Source organism: Microbulbifer variabilis (assembly GCF_052467165.1).
The window spans coordinates 4,255,109-4,280,299 of the sequence record NZ_CP174301.1; the positions used below are offsets into that span (position 1 = coordinate 4,255,109).

Here is a 25,191-nt window from a genome sequence, read left to right on the forward strand (position 1 = left end):
CCGAAATTTTCAGGATTTTGGTTTAGGGGTTGTCCTCTCTGCGGCTCTTCACCAGGGCCGCTTGTGCACGGACCTCGGCTTCGTCCAACTCCCCCATCAGGCTTTCTATATCTCTCAGCTGCTGCTGCAACAGTGCACGCTTCTGGGCAATGCGCTCCAGCAGGCGCTGCAACTGCTCCACATTGCCATGAGCGGGATCGTACATATCGATAATCTCGCGGCTCTCATCCAGGGAGAAACCCAAGCGCTTACCGCGCAAAATCAGCTTCAGCCGTACCCGCTCCTCAGGGCTATAAACACGGGTCTGGCCGCGCCGCTCAGGTTTGAGCAGTCCCTTGTCCTCATAGAAACGGATGGCGCGGGTAGTGATATCAAATTCACGGGCCAACTCCGAAATACTGTAACTATGGGGCTCTACGATACTGGCTTTGGCTTTCATAAGTACTTCCTCGAGACGCAACCAAGCCTAACAAGAGTTTACGTTAACGTAAACGTAAGGCAGGTGCCAAAAAATAACTACGGAGAGCAAACGGGTCATTTACTCGCCGCTGTGACCAGCGGTAGGTATTCAGGCGCCCAATAATTGTTGCAACTGGTTGTTAAGCAACTTTTGATACGATGGCGTCAGCCCCGTAACTTCCAGGTTCCAGCCAGCGCCATGGTGCTCGATGCGTCCAGCCAGGGAGGTTTCCTCCAGCAGCTCCGGATGCAGGAACAATCCACGAGATTGATTTAGCAGCTGCTCGGCGGAGAAGTCCGGTGAGCCAGGCTCGCAGGGCACCACAGCCAGGGCCAGCTTCAGACCAGTGGCTCGGCTGACACTCTGCATCTCCCGCAACAATAGACCACAGCAGACCGCGCGAAAGGCTGCATCAGTGCCGGAAAACCCCAGGCCAACCTGAGGCCCGGCGCTACTCAGAGGGTGGGCACCGTAAATTCGGCGCAGTAGCTGCATGCGCCCATCCAGTTCCCGCTGTATTCCCTCAAGCGCACTGCGGCTCAGTTGGTTGGTCAACTGAGCCCAATTCAGGGGGCGCAGGTAAAGGCCTATAGAGTCCCCTTTTTCTTCAGGAATATTCACCGATGCGTGAGACTCTTCAGAAGGCAGACTGCGCGGTGCGGAGAAGCCTCCTGCCATCAGTGCCGCCACTGCACTAAAAGGCAAAGCAAAGACCAGGGTCAGCAACAAACTGGCCCAAGGAAAAGTAACACCCGCACCGGGAGCCAGGGCCACGGTAACATTGCCAGCGATACTATCGTGTAACACAACTGGCACACTGATGGTCTCACCATTTTTTAAATCGCCCACTTCTGCCAGACTATTGGACTCCACATCTTCAATAGAGATACCAATGACGGCAGGCAACTCTAGTAATTGCCGGGCCAGTAGCTGCATGCTGATTCGATCATCAGCAACGATACGCTCCAGGCTCTGCCCTGCGAGAAAACTGGCGGCAGCCTGCGCCGAGGCCCGGTCTTTTTCCACAGCATCAGCATGTCGCTGCCCATAGTAATGGCCAAGAGCAGCGCTGCAGAATACGGCCAGAATCACCCAAATCGCTACGGCCAGCAGGCGCTGGCGAATACGTTTAGATAGGCGTGCAAATTGTTCGGGCAACTTGCGCAACAGAGAAATAATCGATACAGACATATTAAGCGGCTGAAATACCTTGCCTTGTTTTTTTATTACCTTGCGTTTCTTTTTCCTTTCGTCTTTATAAATCATCCTGACTGATAAAGACGTCGCCCAAAAAACACTGGCAAAGGTGCATGGACCCACTGGTGTTTTTAGGCTCACGACGGCCTGCGGCCGCGGCGTATTTTATCCTCACAAAAAGCCAATAAGGCCCAGTGTAATTTCCTGTGCCGTTGGTCGATCCGGCAACAAAATAGTTCCACGGGTTTTTTTATTTTGTAACAAATAAGCGGGCCCAGGCTGCGGCGCTGATTTTAACGAAGATTCCCGCTAGAGCTATAATGCGTCGCTTATTGATTAAATTGGGGAGCTGCGCCATGGGCGACGAGACAAAAGCACAAGAATTTCATCTGCCCCTGGCACAAGTTATCCAGTCGCCCCTGGACAGCCCTGTGCGCTACCTCACCTATAGCGGCAACTATGCGCGACTGGGGCTTGAATACAGAGGTGCAGACCCTTTTCCGGACGCCACCAGTTGTGAGCTGAGCTTGCCCAGTGCTAAGCCTTCAGTCGTACAGTCCCCTTGGTGTTTAACCCTTCTGAGCCCAGCCGCCACCCTGACACAGCTACAACGCGTACTAAAGCTTTGTACCGAACAACAATGGCAAATCAACACTATCGACACTCTCGCCCACCGGCATGAGTGCACGGTAATTCGCCTCCAGCTCAGTGCTGAGTTGGAATTTTCCCCTGCGCGTTTCGCTTGCCTGCAACTGGCCGAGGAAATCGGAGCCGACCTGGTTTTACAGGATGGGGCCAGCCAGAGAGTACCGACACTGGCAGGCTTCGACATGGATTCCACTCTAATTGATGCGGAGGTGATCGACGAGCTGGCCAAGGTTACCGGTATCGGCGATCAGGTAGCAGCCATCACCGCAGCCGCGATGCGTGGCGAGCTGGATTTCCGGGATAGTTTCAAAAAACGTATGGCGCTACTCAAGGGCTTCTCCGAACAGCGCCTGGCAGAAATTGCCCAACAATTGCCCCTAAAGAAAGGGGCACAGAAACTGTTGTACTGCCTGCGTGAGCTTGAGTGCAAAACCGTCATTCTGTCCGGGGGCTTTACTTACTTCGCCAACTTCCTGCAGAGGGAACGACTTGCCGTAGATTTGATATACGCCAATGATTTGGAATTTGCCGAGGGTGCACTCACCGGTGAAGTGATAGAACCTATCGTGGACGGAACGCGCAAGCGGTTGTTGCTGGAGGAAACAGCAAGGAATATGGGGCTGTCGCTGGAACAAGTGATTGCAGTCGGGGACGGGGCCAATGATATCCCCATGTTGAACCTGGGTGCCCTGGGTATCGCGATTCACCCAAAGCCTAAGGTACGCCTGGAGGCACCACAGGCGATCACCCTATTCGGTCTTGATGCGGCACTATACCTATTCGGCCTTAACGACCGCCAGATTGCCGAGTTGGGGCAACCCTGAAGCTGCCCCAGGAAAAGTCAGGTCATTGCATGTGGGAAGGGAAATGAATTCGGCCGGTTATCAGAACAGGCGCTCGGCTCATACTCACAGCCAACGGCCAAAAAACTGAGAAAAGCCAGCATTAAAATCCGTCTGTACATAGGTACCTCCCTTTGCCTTAATGGATTTTTATTCGAGCAGCAGGGTACGCAAAGGGTTCCACTTTGAACAGCAGTTTAATGATTTTTATGCCAGAAAATTGACGTGAAAATCTTCTTTTTGTACCAATTCGTTCAGCTTTGCTACACAAGAGATTACACAGGCATTTTTTAGTATTGCCCGCCGCTCAAACGGTACCCAAAAGCCTTTTTAGCGGATTTATTTGGTTAATCTTTGGGAAGAGTAAAAACGGGAAGATGCAGATAAAAAACCAGGGAAAACTTGGTGGTAGCCAGTGTTGCGCTGGCCCCAATCGGTATAAAGGGCGGCGATTTCGGTGCACAGCACCAAAATCGCACAAGCGACGAAGGTCGATCTAGCCCTCTTTCTTACCGTAAATTACCAGGCTGTTCACTTTCACCGTCAGCGGGTGATACCCCACCTTGGCGCGCTCGAAAATGCGTGCAGCCACATCCTGTTTACCAGACTCAACCATATTGCGATACAGCGGGCGCAGGAACTTGTTGCGGCCGATGCTGGTGAGGAAGCTCTCCAAACGATCGAAGGCCGGCTCATAGTCATTGCGCACAGCAATCATCAGCCAGCTGAAGGCCACTTCGTTATTGCGGGATTTGGTCAGGCCAAAGGCGCTGTCCAGTTCTTTCAACTGCGCTTCCGTCAGCTTCTCAGGCATACCGTCGAGGAAATACTTCCACTGATGGAAGGTCCAGCCTTTGGTATCGATATCCTTCGCCGCCAATTTACCGTCCAACCATTGCTGACGCACCGGGTCCAACTTGCTGAAGGCATCGGACTGCGGGTGCGGTGCACCTTCGGGAATACCCGGCTCGAAGATCCACTGGTGAATCCGCTCGCGATCCAGTTTATCGGCGTGCTCAACCAGCAGGGTCTTGTCGAGGTACTTAACGAAGTCCTCAGTGGTGATGCTCTGGAAGGAGAAGTGGTTGAAGTACTCCATCAGGAAGCGGTCAAACGCTTCGCGGCCTACTTTCTGCTCCAGCTCATACAGGAACAGTGAACCTTTCTCGTAGGGAATATTGGAGAACACTTCATCGGGATCACGGCCGCGCAGGTCGATCGCCATAATCTCATCGCGGGGCTCTTTGTCCGCGAGGTCCGCTTGCAGATCGTCATAACCCAGGGCCATTTCCATCTGGTAACGCTCGTCACCATAGACAAACTGCATGATGCGGTTGGTCAGGTAAGTAGTGAAGCCCTCGTTCAGCCATAAGTCGCGCCAGCTGGCATTGGTCACCAGATTGCCGGACCAGGAATGGGCCAATTCGTGGGCGATCAGGGCCACCAGGCTTTTGTCACCGGCGATTACGGTTGGAGTGATAAAGCTCAGACGCGGGTTTTCCATACCGCCAAAGGGGAAGCTGGGCGGCAGGATCAGCAGGTCATAGCGGTCCCAATGGTAGGGGCCGTAAACCTTCTCGGTCACCTCCAGCATGGATTCGGTATCGGCGAACTCCGCCGCTGCAGATTCCAACATGGAGGGTTCGGCGTAGACACCAGTGCGCTTGCCCATGGGTTTGAATTGCAGGTCGCCAACCGCCAGGGCGATCAGGTAGGAGGGAATGCGCTGGGGCATTTCGAACTCGTAAACGCCATCTTTGGTCGCCTGCGGGTCATTGTTCGCACTCATCACCGCGCGCAGTTCTTTCGGGGTACGAACGGTCGCCTTGTAAGTGATACGAACTTTCGGGGAGTCCTGCAGCGGAATAAAGCTACGCGCATGGATCGCCTGGGCCTGAGTGAACAAGAACGGGTGCTTCTTGCCCGCCGTCTGTTGAGGCTCAAGCCACTGTACGCCAGAGGCGCCCGGCACTGTGCGATAGCGGATGGTGATGCTGTTGGCATCTTCCGGCAACTCAATATTCAGCGGGGTGCCCAGGTGACCGTCTTTCTCGCCCATGGAGAATTTCACCGGCGCACCATTGGCTGCTACAGAAACCACTTCCAGCTCGCGGGTGTCGAGCACCATCGGCAGGTTCTTGTCGTTGAGGCGCTTGAAGTCCAGCTGGGCTTCGCCCTTGAGAACCTTGCGGGAGAAGTCTACAGTCAGGTCCAGATCCAGGTGCTGTACCTGGTAGTCATTACTGTTGGCAAAGGAGTGGTAATCCACACCGGATTCAGGCGCCTTCTCAGCGGCACTTTTCTTTTCAATCACGGCGGCTGCTTTTACCGACGCGCTTGCACTCTCAGCTTCGACTTTAGACGGCTCGGTCTTTGAGCACCCGCCGGCTACGGCGAGGCCGCCGACAATCAGGCTGGTGCAAAGTAAGCGGGGCAACATGGATCTACTCCCAGGGTGTTCTGTTTTTAATCGCGACACAGCATACCCGAGAGTGCACAGATGCGGAATGATAGGGAGTTAATCGACGGCGGTAACAGCCCTAAGATCATCCCCCAAAGCATCCTCAAGCCGACAGTCATACTTTTTAATGCCTTCAAAATAGACAAAAGTCTCACTTTAGCTCGCTGCGGACGAATTTACCGACTAATTGAGCTGCTTCAGAAAAAAACTGACTGGAAATTAACAAAGCGTTCACCTTTCGAAGACAGACTGCGTGTCCTTTATAACAAGCACATAAAAAGGAGAGCACTATGTCTTTGTCCCGGAGGCGATTTCTGCAATTTTCCAGCGCCGGCCTGGCATCCCTGCCACTTCTTAAGGCCTACGGCTCCGGCCAGCAGCCTTTCCAGCACGGCGTTGCCAGCGGTGATCCCCTGGCCGATCGCGTGATTCTCTGGACCAGGATTACCCCATCGGAAGACCCTTTATTCCAGTCCATGGTGCCCTATAGCTGGCAAATCGCCCTGGACCCGGAAATGGCGCTGGTAGTGAACAGCGGCAACGGCATGACCGGCCCCGAAGTGGACTACACCATCAAGGTGGATGCCAGTGGCCTGCAGCCTGGGACAACTTACTACTACCGTTTTTATTCCAACAGCATGGACTCTCCTGTAGGGCGAACCAGGACCCTGCCTGTAGGTCATGTGGACCGCCTGCGTTTTGCAGTAACCAGCTGCTCCAACTATCCAATGGGCTTTTTCAACGTCTACCGTGAAATCGCTCAACGTCCCGATTTGGATGTGGTGCTGCACCTGGGTGACTACATCTATGAATACGGCCCCGGCGGCTTTGGCACCGGCACCGGGCTTGGACGCGAACCTATCCCCGCAAAGGAAATGGTGGATATCCAGGATTATCGCCTGCGCTACGCCCAGTATCGTTCCGACCCCGACTTGCAGGAAGTCCATCGCCAACACCCGTTTATTTGTGTTTGGGACGATCACGAAACCACAAACAATGCCTGGGCCGGTGGGGCAGAAAACCACGATCCCCAAGATGGCGAAGGTGACTGGTATGTGCGTCGCTCAGTGGCAAATAAGGCCTACTTCGAGTGGATGCCCATCCGCGACAACGGCATTCTGGACCTGTTTGGGGATAGAGCCATTTATCGCAGTTTCCGTTACGGAAACCTGATGGACCTGATGATGCTGGATACCCGCATCGCCGCAAGGGATGAACAGGCCAACTGGTTTGACCAGAAAACAGCCGACAATCCAGAGCGCAGCTTACTCGGCCGACAGCAGGAAGAATGGTTGTACCGCGGCCTCACCCAATCTCAATCGGACGGCGTACGCTGGCGGGTACTCGGACAACAGGTGATGATGGCGCAGCTCACCCTGGCCAAGGATTTCTCCATTAACATGGATCAGTGGGATGGTTATACCGCCTCCCGTACTCGATTATTCGATCACATTGCCAACAACAACATCGAAAACTTCTTTGTGCTCACCGGAGATATTCACAGTTCCTGGGCCTGGGACTTGGCCAGCAACCCATTCAGCATTCTCGAATACGGACGCCTTACCGGTCGCGGTGCTCTCGGGGGAGAGTTTGTAACTCCCGGCGTAACCTCCAGCTTCCTCGATAAGTCACATCTAACTGACGTAGCCGCGATCGCCATGGACGGATTAATTCCGCACTTAAAGTGGGTCAATGTCACCCAGCGCGGCTATTTGCTGATGGATGTTTCCCACTCCCGTGCCAAGGCCCACTGGTACCATGTGGATACCGTCACCAGTAAGAGCTACAACGCTAGCCTGGCGAGGATGTACAAGCAGAAGGCCGGCCAAAACCACGTACAACGCGCTTGGAGCGAGAGCACAGCCCCGGAGAATGCACCGGCGCCTGCGCCTGAGTATGGCGCCCTGGCCCGCAATGCTATCGCTGCCCTGCGCAACCGCTACAACGTATGACCTCACAGAGCTAGGTCCTGTAAAAAAAAAGCGCGTAACCCGATGGGAAACGCGCTTTTCTTACAGATATAGGCTTGCGGAAATTAATCCAGACTAAAGTCGAAACTCATTTCCTCCGCCGGAGCCTGCACATAGTAGCCCTGAATATAATCGGTACCGGTTTGCCACAGGGTGGGTAACATGCTGGCCTGCTCGATATGAGGCACAATCACCTTGGTCTCTGCCTCACCCAAACGCTGTACCAGCCCGGCTAAAGATTCGCTGCTCTCTCCCTCGTCCTGAACTTCACGCACAAACGACGGATCTACCTTGGCCATATCCACCTTTACATGCTCCAGAGCTTTGAAGGGGTTCAAGCCGGTACCGAAGTGGCACACAGCCACGCGGCAACCGAGCTGCTGCACCTGGGTAGTGAAATCACGCGCTGCGTGCAGGTTGCTGGTGATGTCCTCCTGGCGCAACTGGAAAATCACCGTGCTTGGCGGAACTTTGGCAGCCTTGAAAGCCACCCCCAGCCAGGCAGGCAAACTCGTATCGAGCAGGGAGGCTGTGGTCATATGCAGCATCAGCGATACATCCTTACCCTTAGCGCGAGCCGCAGCGGCAGCCTTAATCGCGGTGAGAATCACCCAGCGGTCCATCTTGGCGGAAAGACCAGCGTCGCCCAATTCCTGCAGGAACGCCAGTGGTGCCAGTTCTTCCTTGTCATCGAGCATACGCACCAGCACTTCATACATTTGCTCCCCAGTGCCCTGCAGGCTCAGGATCGGCTGGAATAAAAGCTTTAGGTTACCCGCCTCCAGGGCCTGTACCACCCGAGCGCGGTGGTAAGTATCAGCATCAGCGCCACTTTCGGTATCCGGCTCATACAGGACAAAATTGCCACCCTGCCTCTCCTCTCCCAGAGCTTGCTTATGAGCCACCTGCGCCTGCTCGAGCACCTGCTGTGAACCACTGGAGGCCTCGCTTAGCAGGGAAATTCCAATAGAGGCAGTAACCTGCTGGGTTTTGCCTGCAGCGTCAAAAATGGTATCGGAAATTTTCTTCAGGATATCGCGCGCGCGCTGCTCAATACTGTCCGGCGTGGTATCCGGGCTCAACAGGCAGAAGCTGTCATCACTATAATGCGCCAGGGTATCACCGCTTCGCTGGCATCCCTGTAGCAGTTCAGCCATGGCTTTCTGCAGTGCGTCTGCACCTGCAACGCCTACGGTCTTTTGCACCTCCTCGGCAAAGCGATCCACCTGGATAAACATCAGGCCACCGGTGCGATGGGAGTCCGCTGCAGATTTAATCGTGGAGTCAAGTAACGATAAAAAGTGCTGTCGATTAAACAGGCCAGTTAGCGGGTCGCGGTTTTTAATATCACTGAGTTGGGCTTCCAATTGCTCAGTGTCGCCCTTGCGCATGGCGATGCGCACTTGCAGGCAGCGCTCCTCTTCGTAAGTAGTACTGAGTACCTCCGCGCGAGTGGGTAACGGATCACCTGCAACGGTTCGAGCAGTAAACTTCCACTCCTTAGCTTCCACTTCATTGTTATCGATCGCACAGCGCTTGAGAAAATCCCGTGCGCCTCCCTGCTCATTTTCAGCCAGCATGTCGATCAGTGGCTGGTACTCAACATCCTCACCACTTTCATAGCCAAAGCGCTCGGCGAAAGAATCATTGGCATAAACGATTAGCCCATCGGATACATAGGCTATTGCATCCTTGGAACTGTCCAGAAGCTCTTTGGCACGACCGAGAGTTGCGTGGTAACGACGATCATGCAGGCGTGCCTGGCGACGGTTATCCAAGGCGAGCATCTCTCGCTGAATCACCAGCAGAAGGTGCTGGTCCTCATCTACTGTCACCACATCCCGTGCACCCTGTTTTAACCCCTCCACAATTGGCTGGGAACCACTGCGTTCGGTCAACAGGATAACCGGTACATCTTTTTGCAGCTTACTGATGGTGCGTAGCGCCACTGCCGGCGGAATCTGGGTGCTACCCTCTGCGGCGATCACAAGGTCCCAGGTTTTATCCTGTACCAAGCGAGTAAAGACCGCTTCACTGGCAACATGCTGAGCCCGGTTGGGTCGACCCGCGTTGTGCAGCATGCTGACCAAGCGCTGCGCCTCGGAGGGCATATCGTGAATCAGGAGAAGTCGGATAGTGTCGTTGCTACTCATTTTTTGCTCTATTTATTCAGGGCAGCGTACCGCTACCGCATGCGGTAAGTTTAGGGGCCTCCTGTAGTGGCATACAAGGCCACATCGGGGTGGTACGCGTGACTCAAGTCACACAAATCTCCCTGTCGTAAATGCACGCCTTAGAATTATCATCTGCTAATTAGCAATCACTAATTGGCTCTGGAAACCTTATCTCTTTCAACCTACAGCCTAAGACGAGCCCAGAGCTCGGCGGCAACTATATAGATAGGCGAGTCGGTACATTTAGCCTAGATCAATTTAACGCTATTTTTACAGCACTTTAATCCTGGTACTTTATAGAGGAATAACCTTCTGTATTTTCTAGTTGCTTTCAGATAACTCTATGGGTGTTTTGGAGGGTACACCGGGGATTTCCCGCACCAATTTCGGTACCAAGTATCCAGGCAATCGATGACGTAGTTCTTCAATTATTTGCAACGCCCTGCTATCACTCACTTCAAAATGCGCCGCACCCTTGACCCTATCTAACTGGTGCAGGTAATAAGGCAACACGCCCGCGTCAAACAGTGTTTCGCTAAGGCCTTCCAGGGCTGCACAACTATCATTGATACCACGCAACAGTACCGCTTGATTCAGCAATGTGACTCCAGCAGCGCGAAGACAAGAAAGTGCGTTACGTACCTCATCATCAATTTCGTTGGCGTGATTACAGTGCAGAACCAATACCGGCTTCAGGCGTGAGCCAGTAAACCAGGACAGCATTTCGTCGGTGATACGGCTCGGCGCCACTATTGGTAAGCGGGTGTGAATGCGCAGTTTATCCAGATGTGCTATCTGCACCAGCTCATTACTTAGCCAAGAGAGCTGGCGATCATTGATCACCAAAGGATCACCACCGCTTAAAATCACTTCTCGCAACTCCGTATGTGCACGCACATAATCCAGAGCCGCCGACCACTGCTTTCGATTCAGGTGGTTCTCACTGTAGGGAAATTCGCGGCGAAAACAGTAACGACAATTCACCGCACATTGCCCTGCAGTAATTAGCAGCAGGCGACCGTGATACTTATGCACCACTCCGGGCAGAGGGTTTGCCTCAGCCTCCTGAAGAGGGTCTGCACTAAACCCCACCACTGTTTCCAACTCTGCAGCACCGGGTAAAACCTGCAGAAGTAATGGATCTTTCGGGTCAGCAGGTCGCATACGCTTGATAAATGGACGCGGCACGCGCAAGGAAAACTGGCTACTAGCATTCAGGGCTTCGGGTAATTGGGCTGGATCCAATTGCAACAACCGGATTAGCTCGGCAGGATCAGTGACCACATCAGATAAATCGTCCTGCCAGCGGCGGGACTCACGAGTGCCGATCAGTTTGCTGTCGATAGGTGATGGATTCGCCATAGGGTTACGCAGGCATTAGGGAAAACACTAGAGGTGAGGCAATTGTACCAGAAGCGGACTACAGCCCGGGCAACTCTGCGATGCATGCCTGAATAATCCTGGCTCGAAGCCAAATATCATCAAAGCAAGAGGATCAGAACCATATAGTCACGCGCACTGCAAACCAACAAATATCGATCCAGGCCGAAAAGCTCGACCTTAACCCTATGAAGCAAGCCCAACGCAAGAGTTTATCCGTATATTTTCCAACTATTCTCTATTCAACTTCATCACAAAAACAGTAAAAAAAAATTGAAGAATAAACTAGCGCCAAACGGCTTGAGAAAACAGTAGTAGCAATACGGTTCGCCCCAGCAGGTCCCTATGGGCTTGGCCTGGAAGCGAAGCGGCAACTTCATCGCCCGAGAGAACAAAGAATTATCCTTGAATAAAGAAACACGCTTAGTAAAAAAATAACTATCAAATTGAAAATATTACTTTTCGTACAAATTTCTTTAGGAAATTCTTCATAATTCCCCCATTCCCAACAGGGTTAATACGGTGTTAATTTAACCAAAGACAAAGCAATAATAACCTTGTCTTTCTTGAATTCAGTGCACTCGAATTTCAATAAAAATTAAATCGGGGTAATAACCTAGCCCTGCAGAAAAATGGAATTACAAAAAGGAAAAATTCGATGGAAATGCAGCTCGAATTACTTGAGGCAAATAAAGATTTACTGATTGAGCAGACCCGCGCTCATCCTTTCCTCAAGCGCTGCCGCGATGGCTCTGTAACCATAGAAGAGCTGAAAATTTTCCTGGTACAACAGGGAATTTACAGTAGTTACTTCGTGCGTTACCTGTGTGCGATGATGGCAAATCTCCCCAGTAATAAAGAAGTTCACGAACTGGCAGAAAACCTGATGGAGGAGCTTGGCCTGGAGCCGGACAGCCCCAAGCCACATGCAGAAATTTACCGTGAAACCCTCGAGCATTTTGGCTTGAGCCTGGAAAATGCGGAAATGCTGCCGGGCACTCAATATTTGATAGACACTATGTTCCAGCACTGTCGCGACCTGCGAGCAAGCTCCGGTCTGGGCGCACTGTGTCTGGGAGCCGAAGCCTTGGTACCGGATCTGTACAGCGATATTGTTGCCGGCTTCCGCTCCTGTGGTATCGCTGACAAACATCTCACCTTCTTCTTGCTGCACATTGAATGTGATGATGGTCATGCAGAAACCATTCGTGACATTATGATCGAGATCGGCAGTCAGGATGCCTCGCAACTCGACGTTATGCTGGATGCAGGCCGCCGCCTGGTACAAGCCCGCCAGCAGTTTTTTGACTCGATCGAAACTGCCTACCACGCCATGACCCCAGAGCAAGTCCAGGCAATCCCTGCCTAAGCCGTGTGTGCCCAGCAACTAAAAAGTAGCTGGGCACTGCACAAGGATGTGAAGGCAATAGCACTAACCCCACACCTGTTGCGATAAATTCAAAATGGGATTTTTCTAGAGGCATTCTGCAAGACAGTGCCCCTCGAAATCCTATGCTATCAGCATTGGAGTACAACATGGCTGAAACACTATCCATGCAAAAACGCGAGCTTATTGAGCGCGCCAGCAAATCCATGAAACTACACTTGGACATGCCCCAATGGTCCCTGCGGGAGAAGCTTGCACTTACCTGCCGCATTTTATTTACTCATGGGCACGATTCCGGTTTGGCAGGGCAAATTACAGCCCGCGCAGAAACCCCGGGCAATTACTATACCCAGCGCCTTGGCTTAGGCTTTGATGAAATTACCGCATCCAACCTGCTCGAAGTCAACGAAGACCTTGATGTCCTGTCCGGTGAAGGGATGGCTAACCCCGCTAACCGTTTTCATACTTGGATTTACCGAGCAAGGCCGGATGTAAAGTGTATTGTGCATTCCCACCCAATTCATATTTCCGCACTGTCCATGCTGGAGCGTCCACTGAAAATTTCCCATATGGACGCCTGCATGTTGTATGAGGATATCGCTTTCCTCAAAGAGTGGCCCGGCGTACCGGTAGGAAACAACGAAGGCGAAATTATTGCGGAGGCAATAGGGGACAAACGTGCCATTCTCCTTGCCCACCATGGTCTGATCATCGCATGTCGCTCGGTGGAGGAAGCCTGCTCCATGGCCCTGCAATGCGAGCGTGCCGCCCAGCTGCAGATGCTGGCGGAATCTGCAGGTACCATTCAGGACATAGCGCCGGAGTTGGGCCGCGAGGCTCACGATTGGATACTGCAGGAAAAGCGCAGCCAGGCAACCTTTGCCTATTACGCCAGGCGCCTGCTGCGGGACATTGATAACACCAGCGATAACCCCCTGAGCTGATACACACTCCTGTCACCCTCTTCAGTCCGCAAGCCTTGCGGTTCGCGGACTGCTTCAAATCTACCACTAGGCCCAGCCGTAGCGCTTCGTTCAAGGCGCCCCCCTCCTGTATAATCTCGCCCCATCTTTTCAGGGCTGCCGGTGAATTCTTTGCGCCGGAGCCGAACGAGTCGCTCGCAGCTATCAGATTTGGCGGCAGCCAACAGAGCTACCCGGCCTGAACGGGAAGAAAAACTCGTTAAAAATCATATAGATAAACGACTTATAAGGGCTCTATTTGCTATGGCTAGTTACTCCACCAACGAATTTAAGGGCGGCCTCAAGGTAATGCTGGACGGCGACCCCTGCTCTATCGTGGAAAACGAGTTCGTAAAACCTGGCAAGGGCCAGGCATTTAACCGCGTAAAACTGCGCAACCTGAAGACCGGACGAGTTTGGGAACGTACCTTCCGCTCCGGCGAGAGCCTGGAAAGCGCGGATGTAATGGATCGCGAAATGGAATACCTCTACAACGATGGAGAGTTCTACCATTTCATGGAGCCAGAAACTTTCGAACAGCACCAGGCCAGTACAGATGCCGTGGGGGATGCAGCTAAGTGGCTCAAGGAACAGGATATTTGCACTGTGACCCTTTACAACGGTGTACCGCTGGCAGTAACCCCCCCCAATCATGTGATCCTTGAAATCACTGACACCGACCCTGGCCTGCGCGGTGATACCGCCCAGGGTGGCACCAAGCCCGCTACCCTGGCTACCGGCGCCGTAGTTAAGGTGCCCCTGTTCCTGGAGATTGGCGAAACCATCAAAGTGGACACGCGCACCGGCGAATATCTGGGCCGCGCCAAAGAAGACTGATTTTTCCTTCCCTGCGGGCGGCCACCCGGCCGCCCGCTGCCTGAGCCACTTCAATGACTACTGACCTATGGCGCCCCAGCGCCACCATTAAAGCCCTGCGCCAACGCGCCTCGCTGCTAGCAAAGATCCGCCACTTTTTTACCCAACGCCAGATTTTGGAGGCGGACGTACCGGTGCTATCACGCCGCGCTACCAGCGATCCACACATCGAATCTATCAGTGCCCTGTGTATTGGCTCTCCCGCCTACCTCGCCACCAGCCCGGAGTTCGGCTTAAAACGGCTGCTGGCCGCAGGCATTGGCGACTGCTACTACTTGGGCAAAGCCTTTCGTCAGGGCGAGGCAGGTAGCCGCCACAATCCGGAATTTACCATGCTGGAGTGGTACCGCTGCGGTTGGGATGACCACCGCCTGATGGATGAGGTAGCAGACTTACTCCGCAAGGTACTGGGTATTTCCCAGGTGCAATCCCTCAGTTATCGCGCGCTTTTTCAGCGTGAACTACAACTGGACCCCCACAGCGCCAGCGACAGAGAGTTGATCGCCTGTGTCGAACGGGAAGTGGAGTTGTCCTTTACCCCTGTCGAGCGTGCCGAATGCCTCGATCTACTGATGAGTCATCGCCTGGAGCCCGCCATGGGCGAGGGTATTACCCTGCTCTTCGACTTCCCCGCTGACCAGGCCGCACTCGCCAAAGTGATTCCAGACGAACAGGGCATTCCGGTCGCGCGTCGCTTTGAGGCCTATGTCGGAGGGCTGGAATTGGCAAACGGCTACTGGGAGTTGACCGACAGCACCGAACAGCTACGTCGTTTCGAGGCAGACTTGGCCTACCGAAGGGCCCATAACCGCATTGCAAACCCCTTTGAAGAACGCCTGGTTTCTGCCATGCAAGAGGGCATGCCCGAATGTGCAGGTGTGGCTTTAGGGGTGGACCGCCTGTTGATGCTGGCAGGAGGCTATGACTCTATCGAGGATGTCATCGCCTTCCCCATAGAGCGCGCCTAAATTCTACTGATACCTATTCACTAACGTGTACAGTAAGTTAGGGAGAGTAAACATAGCGGGCTACTTCGCCCACAGCAAAAAAACCACAATCCAGAGGCAGTTGCTGTTTATTCGCCGGCGCAAGTGCCACCAGGCTGCGATGGTGGCTGGCCTGGGCCTGCTGAAGCAAGTGACGAAAGAGTGCACGGCCGATTCCACGGCTCCGGTATGCCTCTAACGTAACGAGGTCATAAAGACCCAATGCATCGGCGGAGGCAAACAGGCAACCCGCCGCCACTGGGGTACCCTCCAAGCGCGCGAGAACAAACTTGAGCCGCGCACGTTTCTGTTCAGGTATATCTACCAACGCCCGATAAAACTTTTTCAGCTGCGCCCCTTCCTGGACGCTGCCACACCCAGCCGCCTGTACTTCTGCATAGCTGGCGAGATCCTCTTTTTTTACGGGGGATATCACCAATTTTTCATTTTCATCTGCCCCTGCCGCAGCATCCGGGCTGAGGCGCTGGATCTCTGCCGCCATAGCCACTTGCGACTGCCTGCGCTGCAAACCCATTTCTGCCAAGGCGCTGTCATCCTGAGGCTTGGAGGCACTGTGCCAAAGGGTAAAAGGACTGTGGCGCTCAGCAAAATAATCCAGCGCAAACCGTTGCAGTATACGCGGTGGCATTACCGAATTTGAGACCACCTGGTTGAGACGACCCGACAGTAGACCACTATCGCTACGCACTATTCCGGTGATTTCCTTGGTGTGATTTGGATTGAGTAAGCCCGCACAATAGCTGGCGTGGTTCTCGAGGTTTCGACAGACGAGGTTTTTGGCGCTGAGACTGTATTTCATGGGTACAAGGATAGTTCCATTTATCCGTTTCCCTTGGGAAGAAGTTACCCCGTTGTTTCAATACAAACGGAGTAACAATCGCTACTTTTCCACTTGTGAAAGGGCGCATTGATCCATGGACATAGCCGGCTGGGCACAAGTTGCCGGCCCCTGAACCTTGGCAGGTACCCCAGCCACCAGTGTCTTTTCCGGGACCGGTTTTAGTACCACACTGCCGGAGGCCACCTGGGCACATTCACCCACTTCAATATTGCCAAGTACTTTGCTACCAGCGCCAATCAGGACGCCACAGCGGATTTTCGGATGGCGATCGCCACTCTCTTTACCAGTGCCACCCAGGGTCACCGACTGCATAATGGAGACATTATTCTCCACCACTGCGGTTTCACCGATAACAATACCGGTCGCGTGATCCAATAATATCCCCTCTCCCACCTTAGCTGCGGGGTGAATATCCACACTGAACACTACAGATACCCGATGTTGTAGAAATAATGCCAGTGAGCGGCGCTGCTGTTTCCACAACCAATGTGCCACCCGGTATACCTGCAGCGCGTGGAAGCCCTTGAAATATAAAAAGGGCTCAAAAAGGGAGTTACAGGCAGAGTCACGCAAGTAAATAGCATTCAGGTCTGCGCGGGCAGCGTGACCAATACTTGGGTCCGCCTCCAGGGCCTCATCGATCACTTCGCGGATCAACAATGCTGGTGCTACAGCGTTATCCAGTTTATTGGCCAGGTGAAAGCTAAGCGCCGCCTCCAGAGAGCTGTGATTGAGAATAGTGGCATGCAGAAAGCTGGCGAGAATGGGCTCCTGCTCTACTTGCTGCGCTACTTCAGTACGAATTCTTTCCCATAACAGGTCCGCCTTTGCCTCTGCGCAGGTGACATTCATTGCGGGTTTTTCCATGTTAGACCGCTCCCAGTGTCAGTGGAGGTTCCAGCAGCGCTGACTGCTGCTCGCGTAATGCCAGTATATGTTCAGCCCAATAGCGGGCCGTATTGAACCAGGGGAAAGCCTGGGGAAATGCCGGGTCCTGCCAGCGACGTGCCAGCCAGGCAGCGTGATGCATCTGGCGAAGGCAACGCAACGGTTCCACCAGCTGTAACTGCTGGGGATCAAAACGATAGAAGGTTTCATAACCTTCGAGAACCGTGTCCAGGTATGCAGTTTGCTCAGCGCGGTTGCCGGAGATCAACATCCAAATATCCTGGATAGCCGGCCCCATCAGGCAATCATCCAAGTCAACAAACCAGGGGGTGTCATCGCGCCACAGGAAGTTGCCGCTGTGGCAGTCACCGTGCAGGCGCAACAGATCCCAGTCACGCTCAAAAAGTGGGGCCACCTGCTCAATGATATGACCCGTAACGGAGGCATAGGCCTCCCGGTTCTCCAAGGGCAGGAAATCACCACCGAGAATAAATTCGCGGCTGTCGATGGCAAAGTGCTGCAGGGTCAGGGACGGGCGATGGCTAAACGGCTTAGCACTACCTACAGCATGGATGCGTCCAAGCATGGTCCCCACCTGCTCCAGGTGATCAAAATTATCCATTTCTAACTGGCGCCCACCGCGACGGGGAAACAACGCAAAGCGGAAACCTTGGGATTCCAGCAAGGTGCGTCCGTCAAATTGCAGGGGCGCCACTACGGGAATTTCCTCTTCTGCCAATTCCAGGGTGAACTGGTGCTCCTCCAATATCTGCTGATCGCTCCAGCGATCCGGGCGATAAAACTTGGCGATCAGTGGTTCCGTACCCTCAATACCCACCTGGTAAACGCGATTTTCATAGCTGTTTAAAGGGAAAATACGCGCATCAGAGACAAGCCCACTACTCTCAACGCAGTCAATCACCACGTCCGGCGTGAGGGCTTCGTAGGGATGGTGATTCTGGGCCATAGCGGGTACCAACTGGATTGCAGCTGGCTATGCTAACGCGGTGGCAGGGGCGGGGACAAACACTGAATTAGATTGTTATGCCTGGCTGTGGCCTCAGTAGAAAAATAAGTGCAGTGTTGCCGTTCGGCACTCTGACGTACCAGCCGTGCTCTATGCAATTTTAACCGCCATTTTCCCGCTGTTGCTGCAATAGCTGAACTACGCGGTCGCGGCCAAACACCTTGGCAAAATCCTCTGCAGAGTGCCCAGCTTTATTGGCTTGCTGTGGATCACAATCCTGCTTAAGTAAAGTGCGGGCAAGGGCAAATTCACCGCGGAAAACCGCCGCCATCAGAGCAGTATTCCCACGCCGATCCTGTACACAGGCGTCAGCGCCTTTTTGCAATAGGTAGTTCACCGCCTGCGCATTGCCGTTATAAGTAGCAATCATAAGGGCCGTATAGCCTTTGGAATTGCGAACGTCCAGAGGAAAACCCGCTTCAGAAAATTCACGCAATACTTCAGTATCACCGACCCTGGCCGCAGCAAAATAATACCGGGAGAGTTCGGCAAAACCAGAGCCGGCATTTCCTGGCTCTTCGGCCTGAACACCCAGGGCAAGTAAGAGCAGCGTGGATAATATTGATCTCATAGTTGCATCTCTCAAATATTGCGGGTGACAAAGCCACCCGCTCTCCAGCTAAATTTACTGAACCAGTTTCCTGACTCGAACCAAATCTCCACCAACAGCTTTGGTCAGGCGTTGTCCGTAATCATTGTCGGCTTGGTAGAAGTAGCTCAGCATAATGTGCTTGGTATTGTCATCGCGCACTTTACCCAGATCGCCAGCCAGGTTTTCGATCAGATTCTGGCGTTCTTCCGGGCTCAGACTGCGATAGAAGGCACCCGCCTGAGCAAAAGGCAGCTTCTTCTCAATCGCCTTTTGCTGGGTGCGACCACTTAGAGGTTTACTGCTGTAAAGGCCTTTCGGGTCCTCATTGCGCACATCGATGCGGCTCGGCTGGTAATTCACAGTAGAAGCCTGTTGACCGTAATTGCCTGCTCCATCCTGATTCCAGTTGGTTACCGCCACGCGGGGGCGGTTGATCGGCAACTGCTGGTGGTTGGCGCCCAGGCGATACATTTGAGTATCAGAGTAGGAAAACACACGCCCCTGTAACAAGCGGTCTTCAGATGGCTCAATACCGGGAACAATATTGGCTGGCGCAAACGCGGATTGTTCGGTTTCCTGGAAGAAATTAGTGGGCACACGGTTGAGCGTCATAGTGCCGACTTTGGTTTCTTTCACGTCCAACCACATTTTGGTGGCATCTAACGGATTGTAATTAAAGCTGTTCAGCTGCGAGGGCTTCAGCACTTTAATATACAAGTCCCACTGGGGATATTCGCCCTTTTCAATCGCCGCATACATATCGCGGGTAGCATGACTGAAGTCCTTGCTCTGAATTTCCGCTGCCTCTTCCGCATTCAGGTTTTTAATACCCTGACGGGTTTTCCAATGAAATTTCACATAATTCACATCACCCTTGTCATTAACAAGCTTATAGGCGTGAACGCCCCAGCCATCCATCTGACGCAAATTGGCTGGTGTACCGTAATCGGAATAGACCCAACTCAACATATGGGTGGATTCCGGCACGTGGCTGAAAAAATCAAAGAAGCGATTGGGGTCCTGCTGATTAGTCACCGGGGAGGGCTTCAGCGAATGAACCATATCCGGGAATTTAATCGCATCACGGATAAAAAATACCGGCAGGTTATTCCCTACCAAATCCCAGTTACCTTCTTCTGTATAAAATTTGGTGGCAAATCCACGCGGATCGCGCAGGGTTTCCGGTGAACCCTTAGAGTGAATTACAGTAGAAAAGCGCACAAACACGGGAGTTTTGCTACCGGGCTCAAAGACCGCAGCGCGCGTTAAGTGGCTGATATCCGCTATAGGCACAAATTCACCGTGAACTCCGGTTCCTCGCGCATGCACCACTCTCTCAGGGATACGTTCTCGCGCGAAGCGTTGCAATTTCTGAATTAAGTGCACATCCTGTAATAGGTTACCGCCATTCTCTCCTGCAGTCTGGGAGTTCTGGTTATCACCCACCGGCGCACCATTATCGCGGGTAAGTGTCTCAGCATTGGCGCCTCCTATGAGGCCAATAGTTAATGCAAATAAGGGAAGGTATTTCATCGCTGGGTTTGCCCCTGTAGTTGTTTCTATCACAGGGGAAAAGCTTATAGGGGCGAACAATAAGCTGGAAATTGGACCTTATTATCGTTCTTATAGCGGGGATTAATTGAGAGAGAAAGTTGAATTACCCCAGAGATAATGCCCTCAATTATCCTGTTATTTTTTCACATGCTTGGGCATCAGATACCAAAGGATTACAGCAACCAAATAAAGCGCAGGTATATCTCCCATCAGGTTTTCTCGCTCTGTAACATCAACAAGGGCCTGAATTAACATAATGGTTGCATGCACCAGACTCGACCAAATAGTAAACCAAATTAAGCTGGCATTAGCCGCCGGGTTTTTGGCCGCGCAAATTAGAAATACTCCCAGGGTGGCATATACACCCATTATCATCTGCTCATATTCCGGTTGTCGAGGAGTCCAGCCCCATCCCGCAGGCCATATCCACATCATCATTGGAAAAATAGCCAGAATAAAAATCAAGCCAACAACAACCAGCGCAATAGACAGATACTTGGCGCGAGCATTATCATCCATAAAGCTCTCCAGCAGTTATCAGTTAAGTTAAGCTCTTCAGCTAGCCCTGCAGGTCGCCTGGAAGATGGCAGACCACTTCCAGGTTATTGCCATCGGGATCTAAAACGTAGGCCGCATAGTAGTCTGGATGATACTGCTCATAGACGTCGGGCACACCATTATCGGTGCCTCCGGCCTGGAGCGCGGCCCGGTAGAAATCACGCACCACCTCGCGCTCTTCCGCGCGAAATGCGATATGTAATTGTCCGCTGGCAGGTCCGCTACTATAGATCCAGAACTCAGGTTTATCCGCCCAGCCAAAACCGGCAGAATTATCAAACTCCATCACCAGCTCATATCCCAGAGGAGTGAGGGACTGGCGGTAAAAGTCACTGCTACGCGCAAGGTCCTGAACTGGAATTTTGATATGGTCCAACATGCATAAGCTTCCAAAGTAAAGCAGCGGCAATATCGACAACCTGCAAGATAGTCCAGCGGATTGAAGTGTGCCCTTTTTGGGGAAAATCATGTCGGCTTTTACAGCCTATGAGACTGTCTTTAAGCGAACAAAAAACTCAGTAGAGAATGCCATTGCGTATACAAATCTCAAATAATATATCTAATTTGGCCAGGAAAACTGGCCAGAAAAATTTAGTATTCACGTCATCACCTAAGGGGTGACATACCAATGATGTAATCCATAGGCCGCCACCCCAAAACCAAAGATAAGCTGGCCGACTAGTAACACACGAAATGCAAACGTATATCGAGCGAGATCCCCCCTGCGTATTGCGTCATTGGAAAAGATCCTGGCTTCCTCTGGAAAATTCTGCTCCAACGTTTTAAGAGCCGGCACAGCAAGTTTAAGTAGTTGACGGCTTCGGATATCCATTAGCCAGAATACAGTTACCAGGATTACCACAAATCCGCCCAGCAGAGCCAGGATAAGGGGATGAAAGTTTTTCTCTACCGCGGTGAAGATGCCCCCCTCGACAAACATGGTTAATACCACAAAGAAATTAAATACCTTGAGTCGCTGATCTGCGGCAAAACGGTAGTGCTCGCAAAGATACTGTCCCTGCTCCAAACGGATTCTCCTTTACTGCATTGAGTAACTGGGCTTACCCCAATCTGCTAAAAGCTTGTCGTTATGTTCAAGCCTTGTCAGCTATAAAATGGCTGTTTTTACTGCCAGTAAAAAAGCCGGGCTAAACCCGGCTTTTGCATTATGTCTCAGCGCGCTATGGCGACTAATCAAAGCATTGATGTGGTAAGTCTCTATTAGCGATTTTCGCGATGCTCTACCAGCTCGTCAACTACTGAAGGGTCCGCGAGTGTGGAGGTATCTCCCAAGTTATCCAGCTCATTACAAGCAATCTTACGCAAAATACGACGCATAATTTTGCCCGAGCGGGTTTTTGGTAATCCAGGTGCCCACTGGATGAAATCGGGCTTGGCAATAGGACCTATTTCTTTGGAACAGAGATCTATAAGCTCCTGATGTAGCGCATCAGAGGGAAGGCACCCTGACTTCAAAGTAACAAAAGCATAAATGCCCTGCCCCTTAATATCGTGGGGATAGCCAACGACTGCCGCTTCCGCCGTATCATTGTGCAATACCAAGGCACTCTCAATTTCCGCAGTGCCCAGGCGGTGGCCGGACACATTCAATACATCATCTATGCGGCCTGTAATCCAGTAGTAGCCATCCTCATCCCTGCGCGCCCCATCGCCGGTGAAGTAATAACCGGGATACATGGAGAAATAGGTATCGATCATGCGCTGGCGATCTCCGTAAACTCCACGAATTATTGAGGGCCAGCTTCTCTTGATCACCAAAGAACCCTCACCTACACCATGAATTTCCCTGCCGTTCCCATCTAAAAGCGCCGGCTGGACACCAAAGAATGGCTTGCTAGCGGAGCCGGGTTTAAGTGCCAGAGCTCCAGGCAGAGGGGTGATCATATGGGCACCAGTTTCAGTCTGCCACCAGGTGTCCACAATTGGGCAGCGCTCATCGCCAACTACCTTGTAGTACCACTCCCAGGCCTCCGGATTAATCGGCTCACCAACGGTACCCAGCAGACGTAATGAGCTTCGATCCGTACCTGTTACAAATTTATCACCGGCTCCCATCAGCGCGCGAATTGCTGTCGGCGCCGTGTAAAAGCTATTTACTTTGTGTTTATCTACAACCTGCCAGAACCGGGATGCATCGGGGTAAGTGGGTACTCCCTCAAACATTAAACTCGTAGCGCCAGCGCACAGGGGTCCATAGACGATATAGCTGTGTCCTGTGATCCAACCAACATCAGCAGTACACCAAAAAACCTCGCCCTCTTTGTAATCGAATACATATTTGAAAGTCATAGTGGCCATCAATAGATAGCCAGCAGTGTTGTGTAAAACTCCCTTGGGCTTTCCAGTGGATCCGGAGGTATACAAAATAAAGAGAGGGTCCTCTGCGCCGATAATTTCTGGCGGACAGTCACTTTCCATTTCGACCACGGACTCGGCATACCAGATATCCCGCTTACTGTCCCAGTCCACCGCTGTGCCCGTATGTTTAACCACTATCGCCGTATGCACATTGGGGCAGTCTGCCAATGCTTTATCCACATTGGCTTTCAGGGGCACTCGCTTGCCGCCGCGGACCGCTTCATCAGCAGTAATCACCAGGCGACAATCGGAATCGAGGATGCGATCTTTCAGGGATACCGGGGAGAAGCCACCAAACACGACCGAGTGCACCGCACCGATACGGGCACAGGCGAGCATAGCGTAGGCTGCCTCGGGGATCATCGGCATATAGATACAAACCCGATCCCCTTTTTTAACCCCTCGGGACTTCAGTAGGTTGGCCAGCCGGCACACATTTTCGTATAGGCTTTGGTAGCTGATTGCCTTGCTGTCCGCGGGATCATCCCCTTCCCAAAGAATCGCTGTCTGCTCGCCACGGTTGGCCAGATGTCGGTCAATACAGTTCACGGTTACGTTTAACTGACCATCAGAGAACCAGGCGGCGTGGCCTTTGTGCAGATCCTCCTCAAGAACTTGCGTAAACGGCTTGTCCCACTGCAAAAAGTCCTTGGCCTGTTGCGCCCAAAATGCCTCTGGGCTCTCCACCGATTGGCGGTACATTCTTTCGTAGTCTTCAGCGCTAATAAGCGCGTTGGCAGCAAAACTGGGGGGAACCGGGCGGGTATGCACTTCAGACATCATCCTCTCCTTTATTATTAGCGCAGCAAGGCCAGCTTAGAGAAACCTGAAATTATTAGAGCTTTATTCTTGCCACTTTATAACATAGCCACTGCGAAATAATCTCCACATCTCACAGCCCAGTGTATTGGTAGGCGATAATTCTATGCAGGCCCTGTAAGATAAAGCCACAACAAAAAAGAGGGTAATGGAATAAAATCGGTTAATAAATCGCCTGTTTATTGCAGAAAATGCAGATACCGATTAAATCCAGATATCATTTTCAGCAGTTAACTCTCCACAGGCATCACCGGTATTAACAACCCCTTTGGGCTCAATCAGCAGGACTTCACATTCCTGTTCAGCCTTAGGTTTATGCTCCACACCTTTAGGCACTACTGTCACCTCACCGGGCCCCAGAGAAATGACACTATCACGAAATTCAATCTCCATATTGCCCGAAATTACAATAAATACTTCATCGGTATCGGGATGATCATGCCAGGTAAACTCCCCTTGGATTTTCACCAGTTTTAACTGGTAATCATTCATCTGGGCAATTACCTTAGGGGACCAGTGTTCCGAGAAAAGACTCAGCTTTTCTTTAAAATTGACAACTTCAGAACTCACTTTTTGATGCCTAGTTATCATTGGTCTAAATTTATTTATGCTCAAAACTCAATTTGGTCAAGAAGAACCGATAAGTTTTCTGAGAATACCCACAGTATGCTGGCTAAATACCTGTATTCCCGATTTTTCAAGAAGCGCAGATACGACACCAACACCGACTATTTTCTTTCCTGAAAAACTGCCATCGTAAATATAACCGCTGCCGCAAGACGGACTGTTTTCAGTAAGCACTGCATAACGAATATTATGTCGACGACATAGTTTGAGGGCCAGTTTAGCCCCCAACAAAAACTGGTCGGTTAAATCTTTTTTTTCGCTTCCTATAACTCTGGCTGCACCCGTTAAAATGTCTGCTCCATTACCACCGCTGATCTCCGCCGGCGCTCTCGGAATAGGCAGTCCGGCCGCAACTTCCGGACACAGAGGAACTATCTCCTGGGTTTCCACAAGCCAATCAAAATCACTGTTGTAGACCTCAACATCACTACCGTTGTAACGCACGGCACACCCCAGGAGGCAGGAACTAACTAGTATTTGGGTCATATACACCTGCGGCCAAAGTAGACACAATAGGGAATCCAGTTCAATGGTCAGTGTAC

Annotated in this window: 22 protein-coding genes; 6 read left to right on the forward strand and 16 right to left on the reverse strand. The window is 52.2% G+C overall.

The window, feature by feature from the left end; genetic code table 11:
- Positions 1 to 22 precede the first annotated feature (22 nt).
- Positions 23 to 439 carry a MerR family transcriptional regulator gene (locus tag ACJJIP_RS19030; RefSeq protein WP_020411590.1) on the reverse strand — a complete coding sequence of 139 codons (417 nt, stop codon included), beginning with the start codon at positions 437 to 439 and terminating at the stop codon, positions 23 to 25.
- 129 nt (positions 440 to 568) lie between these two features.
- Complete coding sequence (locus tag ACJJIP_RS19035; RefSeq protein ID WP_040628081.1) at positions 569 to 1,651, reverse strand: hypothetical protein; 1,083 nt, start codon at positions 1,649 to 1,651, stop codon at positions 569 to 571.
- A 362-nt stretch (positions 1,652 to 2,013) separates the two neighbouring features.
- Here ACJJIP_RS19035 and serB point away from each other — a divergent pair, with 362 nt between their 5' ends.
- Entirely contained in the window at positions 2,014 to 3,129 is a 1,116-nt protein-coding gene (gene serB, locus ACJJIP_RS19040; RefSeq protein WP_282951828.1) for a phosphoserine phosphatase SerB, read from the forward strand.
- Positions 3,130 to 3,643: 514 nt separating this feature from the next.
- Here the strand turns inward: serB and ACJJIP_RS19045 are convergent.
- Entirely contained in the window at positions 3,644 to 5,587 is a 1,944-nt protein-coding gene (locus ACJJIP_RS19045; RefSeq protein ID WP_444945797.1) for a M1 family metallopeptidase, read from the reverse strand.
- A gap of 311 nt (positions 5,588 to 5,898) precedes the next feature.
- On the opposite strand from ACJJIP_RS19045, the gene ACJJIP_RS19050 reads away from it, so the two are divergent.
- Positions 5,899 to 7,560, forward strand: a complete 1,662-nt coding sequence (locus tag ACJJIP_RS19050; RefSeq protein WP_444945798.1) for an alkaline phosphatase D family protein — start codon at positions 5,899 to 5,901, stop codon at positions 7,558 to 7,560.
- Between the two features lie 83 nt (positions 7,561 to 7,643).
- Here ACJJIP_RS19050 and ACJJIP_RS19055 read toward each other — a convergent pair whose 3' ends face one another.
- Positions 7,644 to 9,731, reverse strand: coding sequence for an EAL domain-containing protein (locus tag ACJJIP_RS19055; RefSeq protein WP_444902322.1), 2,088 nt, complete (start codon positions 9,729 to 9,731; stop codon positions 7,644 to 7,646).
- Positions 9,732 to 10,073: 342 nt separating this feature from the next.
- Positions 10,074 to 11,114 carry an EF-P beta-lysylation protein EpmB gene (gene epmB, locus ACJJIP_RS19060; protein WP_020411596.1) on the reverse strand — a complete coding sequence of 347 codons (1,041 nt, stop codon included), beginning with the start codon at positions 11,112 to 11,114 and terminating at the stop codon, positions 10,074 to 10,076.
- A 676-nt stretch (positions 11,115 to 11,790) separates the two neighbouring features.
- Here epmB and ACJJIP_RS19065 point away from each other — a divergent pair.
- The 4 genes from ACJJIP_RS19065 to epmA all read left to right on the forward strand — a co-directional run bounded on the left by ACJJIP_RS19065 (position 11,791) and on the right by epmA (position 15,325).
- A complete protein-coding gene (locus tag ACJJIP_RS19065; RefSeq protein ID WP_020411598.1) occupies positions 11,791 to 12,501 on the forward strand; it encodes an iron-containing redox enzyme family protein in 711 nt (236 codons plus the stop codon).
- 167 nt (positions 12,502 to 12,668) lie between these two features.
- Positions 12,669 to 13,463: an aldolase gene (locus ACJJIP_RS19070; RefSeq protein ID WP_020411599.1), complete on the forward strand. Its 795-nt coding sequence runs from the start codon at positions 12,669 to 12,671 to the stop codon at positions 13,461 to 13,463.
- Positions 13,464 to 13,745: 282 nt separating this feature from the next.
- A complete protein-coding gene (gene efp, locus ACJJIP_RS19075) occupies positions 13,746 to 14,318 on the forward strand; it encodes an elongation factor P (RefSeq protein ID WP_020411600.1) in 573 nt (190 codons plus the stop codon).
- A 53-nt stretch (positions 14,319 to 14,371) separates the two neighbouring features.
- Positions 14,372 to 15,325 (forward strand): EF-P lysine aminoacylase EpmA, encoded by a 954-nt coding sequence (gene epmA, locus ACJJIP_RS19080; RefSeq protein ID WP_020411601.1) that lies wholly within the window; start codon positions 14,372 to 14,374, stop codon positions 15,323 to 15,325.
- A 37-nt stretch (positions 15,326 to 15,362) separates the two neighbouring features.
- On the opposite strand, the gene ACJJIP_RS19085 is transcribed toward epmA, so the two are convergent.
- From ACJJIP_RS19085 to ACJJIP_RS19135, 11 genes are all read right to left on the reverse strand, one after another.
- Positions 15,363 to 16,163 (reverse strand): GNAT family N-acetyltransferase, encoded by an 801-nt coding sequence (locus ACJJIP_RS19085; protein ID WP_020411602.1) that lies wholly within the window; start codon positions 16,161 to 16,163, stop codon positions 15,363 to 15,365.
- Positions 16,164 to 16,244: 81 nt separating this feature from the next.
- Positions 16,245 to 17,072 carry a serine O-acetyltransferase gene (gene cysE / locus ACJJIP_RS19090; RefSeq protein WP_444945799.1) on the reverse strand — a complete coding sequence of 276 codons (828 nt, stop codon included), beginning with the start codon at positions 17,070 to 17,072 and terminating at the stop codon, positions 16,245 to 16,247.
- Between the two features lies 1 nt (position 17,073).
- Positions 17,074 to 18,060: an SrkA family protein kinase gene (locus ACJJIP_RS19095; protein ID WP_020411604.1), complete on the reverse strand. Its 987-nt coding sequence runs from the start codon at positions 18,058 to 18,060 to the stop codon at positions 17,074 to 17,076.
- 160 nt (positions 18,061 to 18,220) lie between these two features.
- Entirely contained in the window at positions 18,221 to 18,691 is a 471-nt protein-coding gene (locus tag ACJJIP_RS19100; protein ID WP_444902326.1) for an ankyrin repeat domain-containing protein, read from the reverse strand.
- Positions 18,692 to 18,745: 54 nt separating this feature from the next.
- Positions 18,746 to 20,245, reverse strand: coding sequence for a catalase (locus tag ACJJIP_RS19105; RefSeq protein WP_444945800.1), 1,500 nt, complete (start codon positions 20,243 to 20,245; stop codon positions 18,746 to 18,748).
- A 156-nt stretch (positions 20,246 to 20,401) separates the two neighbouring features.
- The gene (locus ACJJIP_RS19110; protein ID WP_444945801.1) at positions 20,402 to 20,785 is read right to left on the reverse strand and encodes a DUF6632 domain-containing protein; all 384 of its coding nucleotides are present in this window, start codon (positions 20,783 to 20,785) and stop codon (positions 20,402 to 20,404) included.
- A 40-nt stretch (positions 20,786 to 20,825) separates the two neighbouring features.
- Positions 20,826 to 21,203: a VOC family protein gene (locus ACJJIP_RS19115; RefSeq protein WP_020411608.1), complete on the reverse strand. Its 378-nt coding sequence runs from the start codon at positions 21,201 to 21,203 to the stop codon at positions 20,826 to 20,828.
- Between the two features lie 231 nt (positions 21,204 to 21,434).
- A complete protein-coding gene (locus ACJJIP_RS19120) occupies positions 21,435 to 21,851 on the reverse strand; it encodes a RipA family octameric membrane protein (RefSeq protein WP_020411609.1) in 417 nt (138 codons plus the stop codon).
- Between the two features lie 194 nt (positions 21,852 to 22,045).
- The gene (gene acs / locus ACJJIP_RS19125; RefSeq protein WP_444946939.1) at positions 22,046 to 23,983 is read right to left on the reverse strand and encodes an acetate--CoA ligase; all 1,938 of its coding nucleotides are present in this window, start codon (positions 23,981 to 23,983) and stop codon (positions 22,046 to 22,048) included.
- 243 nt (positions 23,984 to 24,226) lie between these two features.
- Positions 24,227 to 24,592 carry a cupin domain-containing protein gene (locus ACJJIP_RS19130; RefSeq protein WP_444945802.1) on the reverse strand — a complete coding sequence of 122 codons (366 nt, stop codon included), beginning with the start codon at positions 24,590 to 24,592 and terminating at the stop codon, positions 24,227 to 24,229.
- 57 nt (positions 24,593 to 24,649) lie between these two features.
- Positions 24,650 to 25,135: a 2-thiouracil desulfurase family protein gene (locus tag ACJJIP_RS19135; protein WP_444945803.1), complete on the reverse strand. Its 486-nt coding sequence runs from the start codon at positions 25,133 to 25,135 to the stop codon at positions 24,650 to 24,652.
- Positions 25,136 to 25,191 lie beyond the last annotated feature (56 nt).

What these genes read in the sequence shown, in the direction of transcription:
- ACJJIP_RS19135 (WP_444945803.1), bottom strand. Translation starts at nt 25,135, where the DNA reads ATGACCCAAATACTAGTTAGTTCCTGCCTCCTGGGGTGTGCCGTGCGT.
- serB (WP_282951828.1), top strand. Translation starts at nt 2,014, where the DNA reads ATGGGCGACGAGACAAAAGCACAAGAATTTCATCTGCCCCTGGCACAA.
- efp (WP_020411600.1), top strand. Translation starts at nt 13,746, where the DNA reads ATGGCTAGTTACTCCACCAACGAATTTAAGGGCGGCCTCAAGGTAATG.
- cysE (WP_444945799.1), bottom strand. Translation starts at nt 17,072, where the DNA reads ATGGAAAAACCCGCAATGAATGTCACCTGCGCAGAGGCAAAGGCGGAC.
- ACJJIP_RS19105 (WP_444945800.1), bottom strand. Translation starts at nt 20,245, where the DNA reads ATGAAATACCTTCCCTTATTTGCATTAACTATTGGCCTCATAGGAGGC.
- ACJJIP_RS19070 (WP_020411599.1), top strand. Translation starts at nt 12,669, where the DNA reads ATGGCTGAAACACTATCCATGCAAAAACGCGAGCTTATTGAGCGCGCC.
- ACJJIP_RS19045 (WP_444945797.1), bottom strand. Translation starts at nt 5,587, where the DNA reads ATGTTGCCCCGCTTACTTTGCACCAGCCTGATTGTCGGCGGCCTCGCC.
- ACJJIP_RS19055 (WP_444902322.1), bottom strand. Translation starts at nt 9,731, where the DNA reads ATGAGTAGCAACGACACTATCCGACTTCTCCTGATTCACGATATGCCC.
- ACJJIP_RS19095 (WP_020411604.1), bottom strand. Translation starts at nt 18,060, where the DNA reads ATGGCCCAGAATCACCATCCCTACGAAGCCCTCACGCCGGACGTGGTG.
- epmB (WP_020411596.1), bottom strand. Translation starts at nt 11,114, where the DNA reads ATGGCGAATCCATCACCTATCGACAGCAAACTGATCGGCACTCGTGAG.
- ACJJIP_RS19115 (WP_020411608.1), bottom strand. Translation starts at nt 21,203, where the DNA reads ATGTTGGACCATATCAAAATTCCAGTTCAGGACCTTGCGCGTAGCAGT.
- ACJJIP_RS19085 (WP_020411602.1), bottom strand. Translation starts at nt 16,163, where the DNA reads ATGAAATACAGTCTCAGCGCCAAAAACCTCGTCTGTCGAAACCTCGAG.
- ACJJIP_RS19065 (WP_020411598.1), top strand. Translation starts at nt 11,791, where the DNA reads ATGGAAATGCAGCTCGAATTACTTGAGGCAAATAAAGATTTACTGATT.
- ACJJIP_RS19030 (WP_020411590.1), bottom strand. Translation starts at nt 439, where the DNA reads ATGAAAGCCAAAGCCAGTATCGTAGAGCCCCATAGTTACAGTATTTCG.
- ACJJIP_RS19100 (WP_444902326.1), bottom strand. Translation starts at nt 18,691, where the DNA reads ATGAGATCAATATTATCCACGCTGCTCTTACTTGCCCTGGGTGTTCAG.
- epmA (WP_020411601.1), top strand. Translation starts at nt 14,372, where the DNA reads ATGACTACTGACCTATGGCGCCCCAGCGCCACCATTAAAGCCCTGCGC.
- ACJJIP_RS19035 (WP_040628081.1), bottom strand. Translation starts at nt 1,651, where the DNA reads ATGTCTGTATCGATTATTTCTCTGTTGCGCAAGTTGCCCGAACAATTT.
- acs (WP_444946939.1), bottom strand. Translation starts at nt 23,983, where the DNA reads ATGTCTGAAGTGCATACCCGCCCGGTTCCCCCCAGTTTTGCTGCCAAC.
- ACJJIP_RS19050 (WP_444945798.1), top strand. Translation starts at nt 5,899, where the DNA reads ATGTCTTTGTCCCGGAGGCGATTTCTGCAATTTTCCAGCGCCGGCCTG.
- ACJJIP_RS19110 (WP_444945801.1), bottom strand. Translation starts at nt 20,785, where the DNA reads ATGGATGATAATGCTCGCGCCAAGTATCTGTCTATTGCGCTGGTTGTT.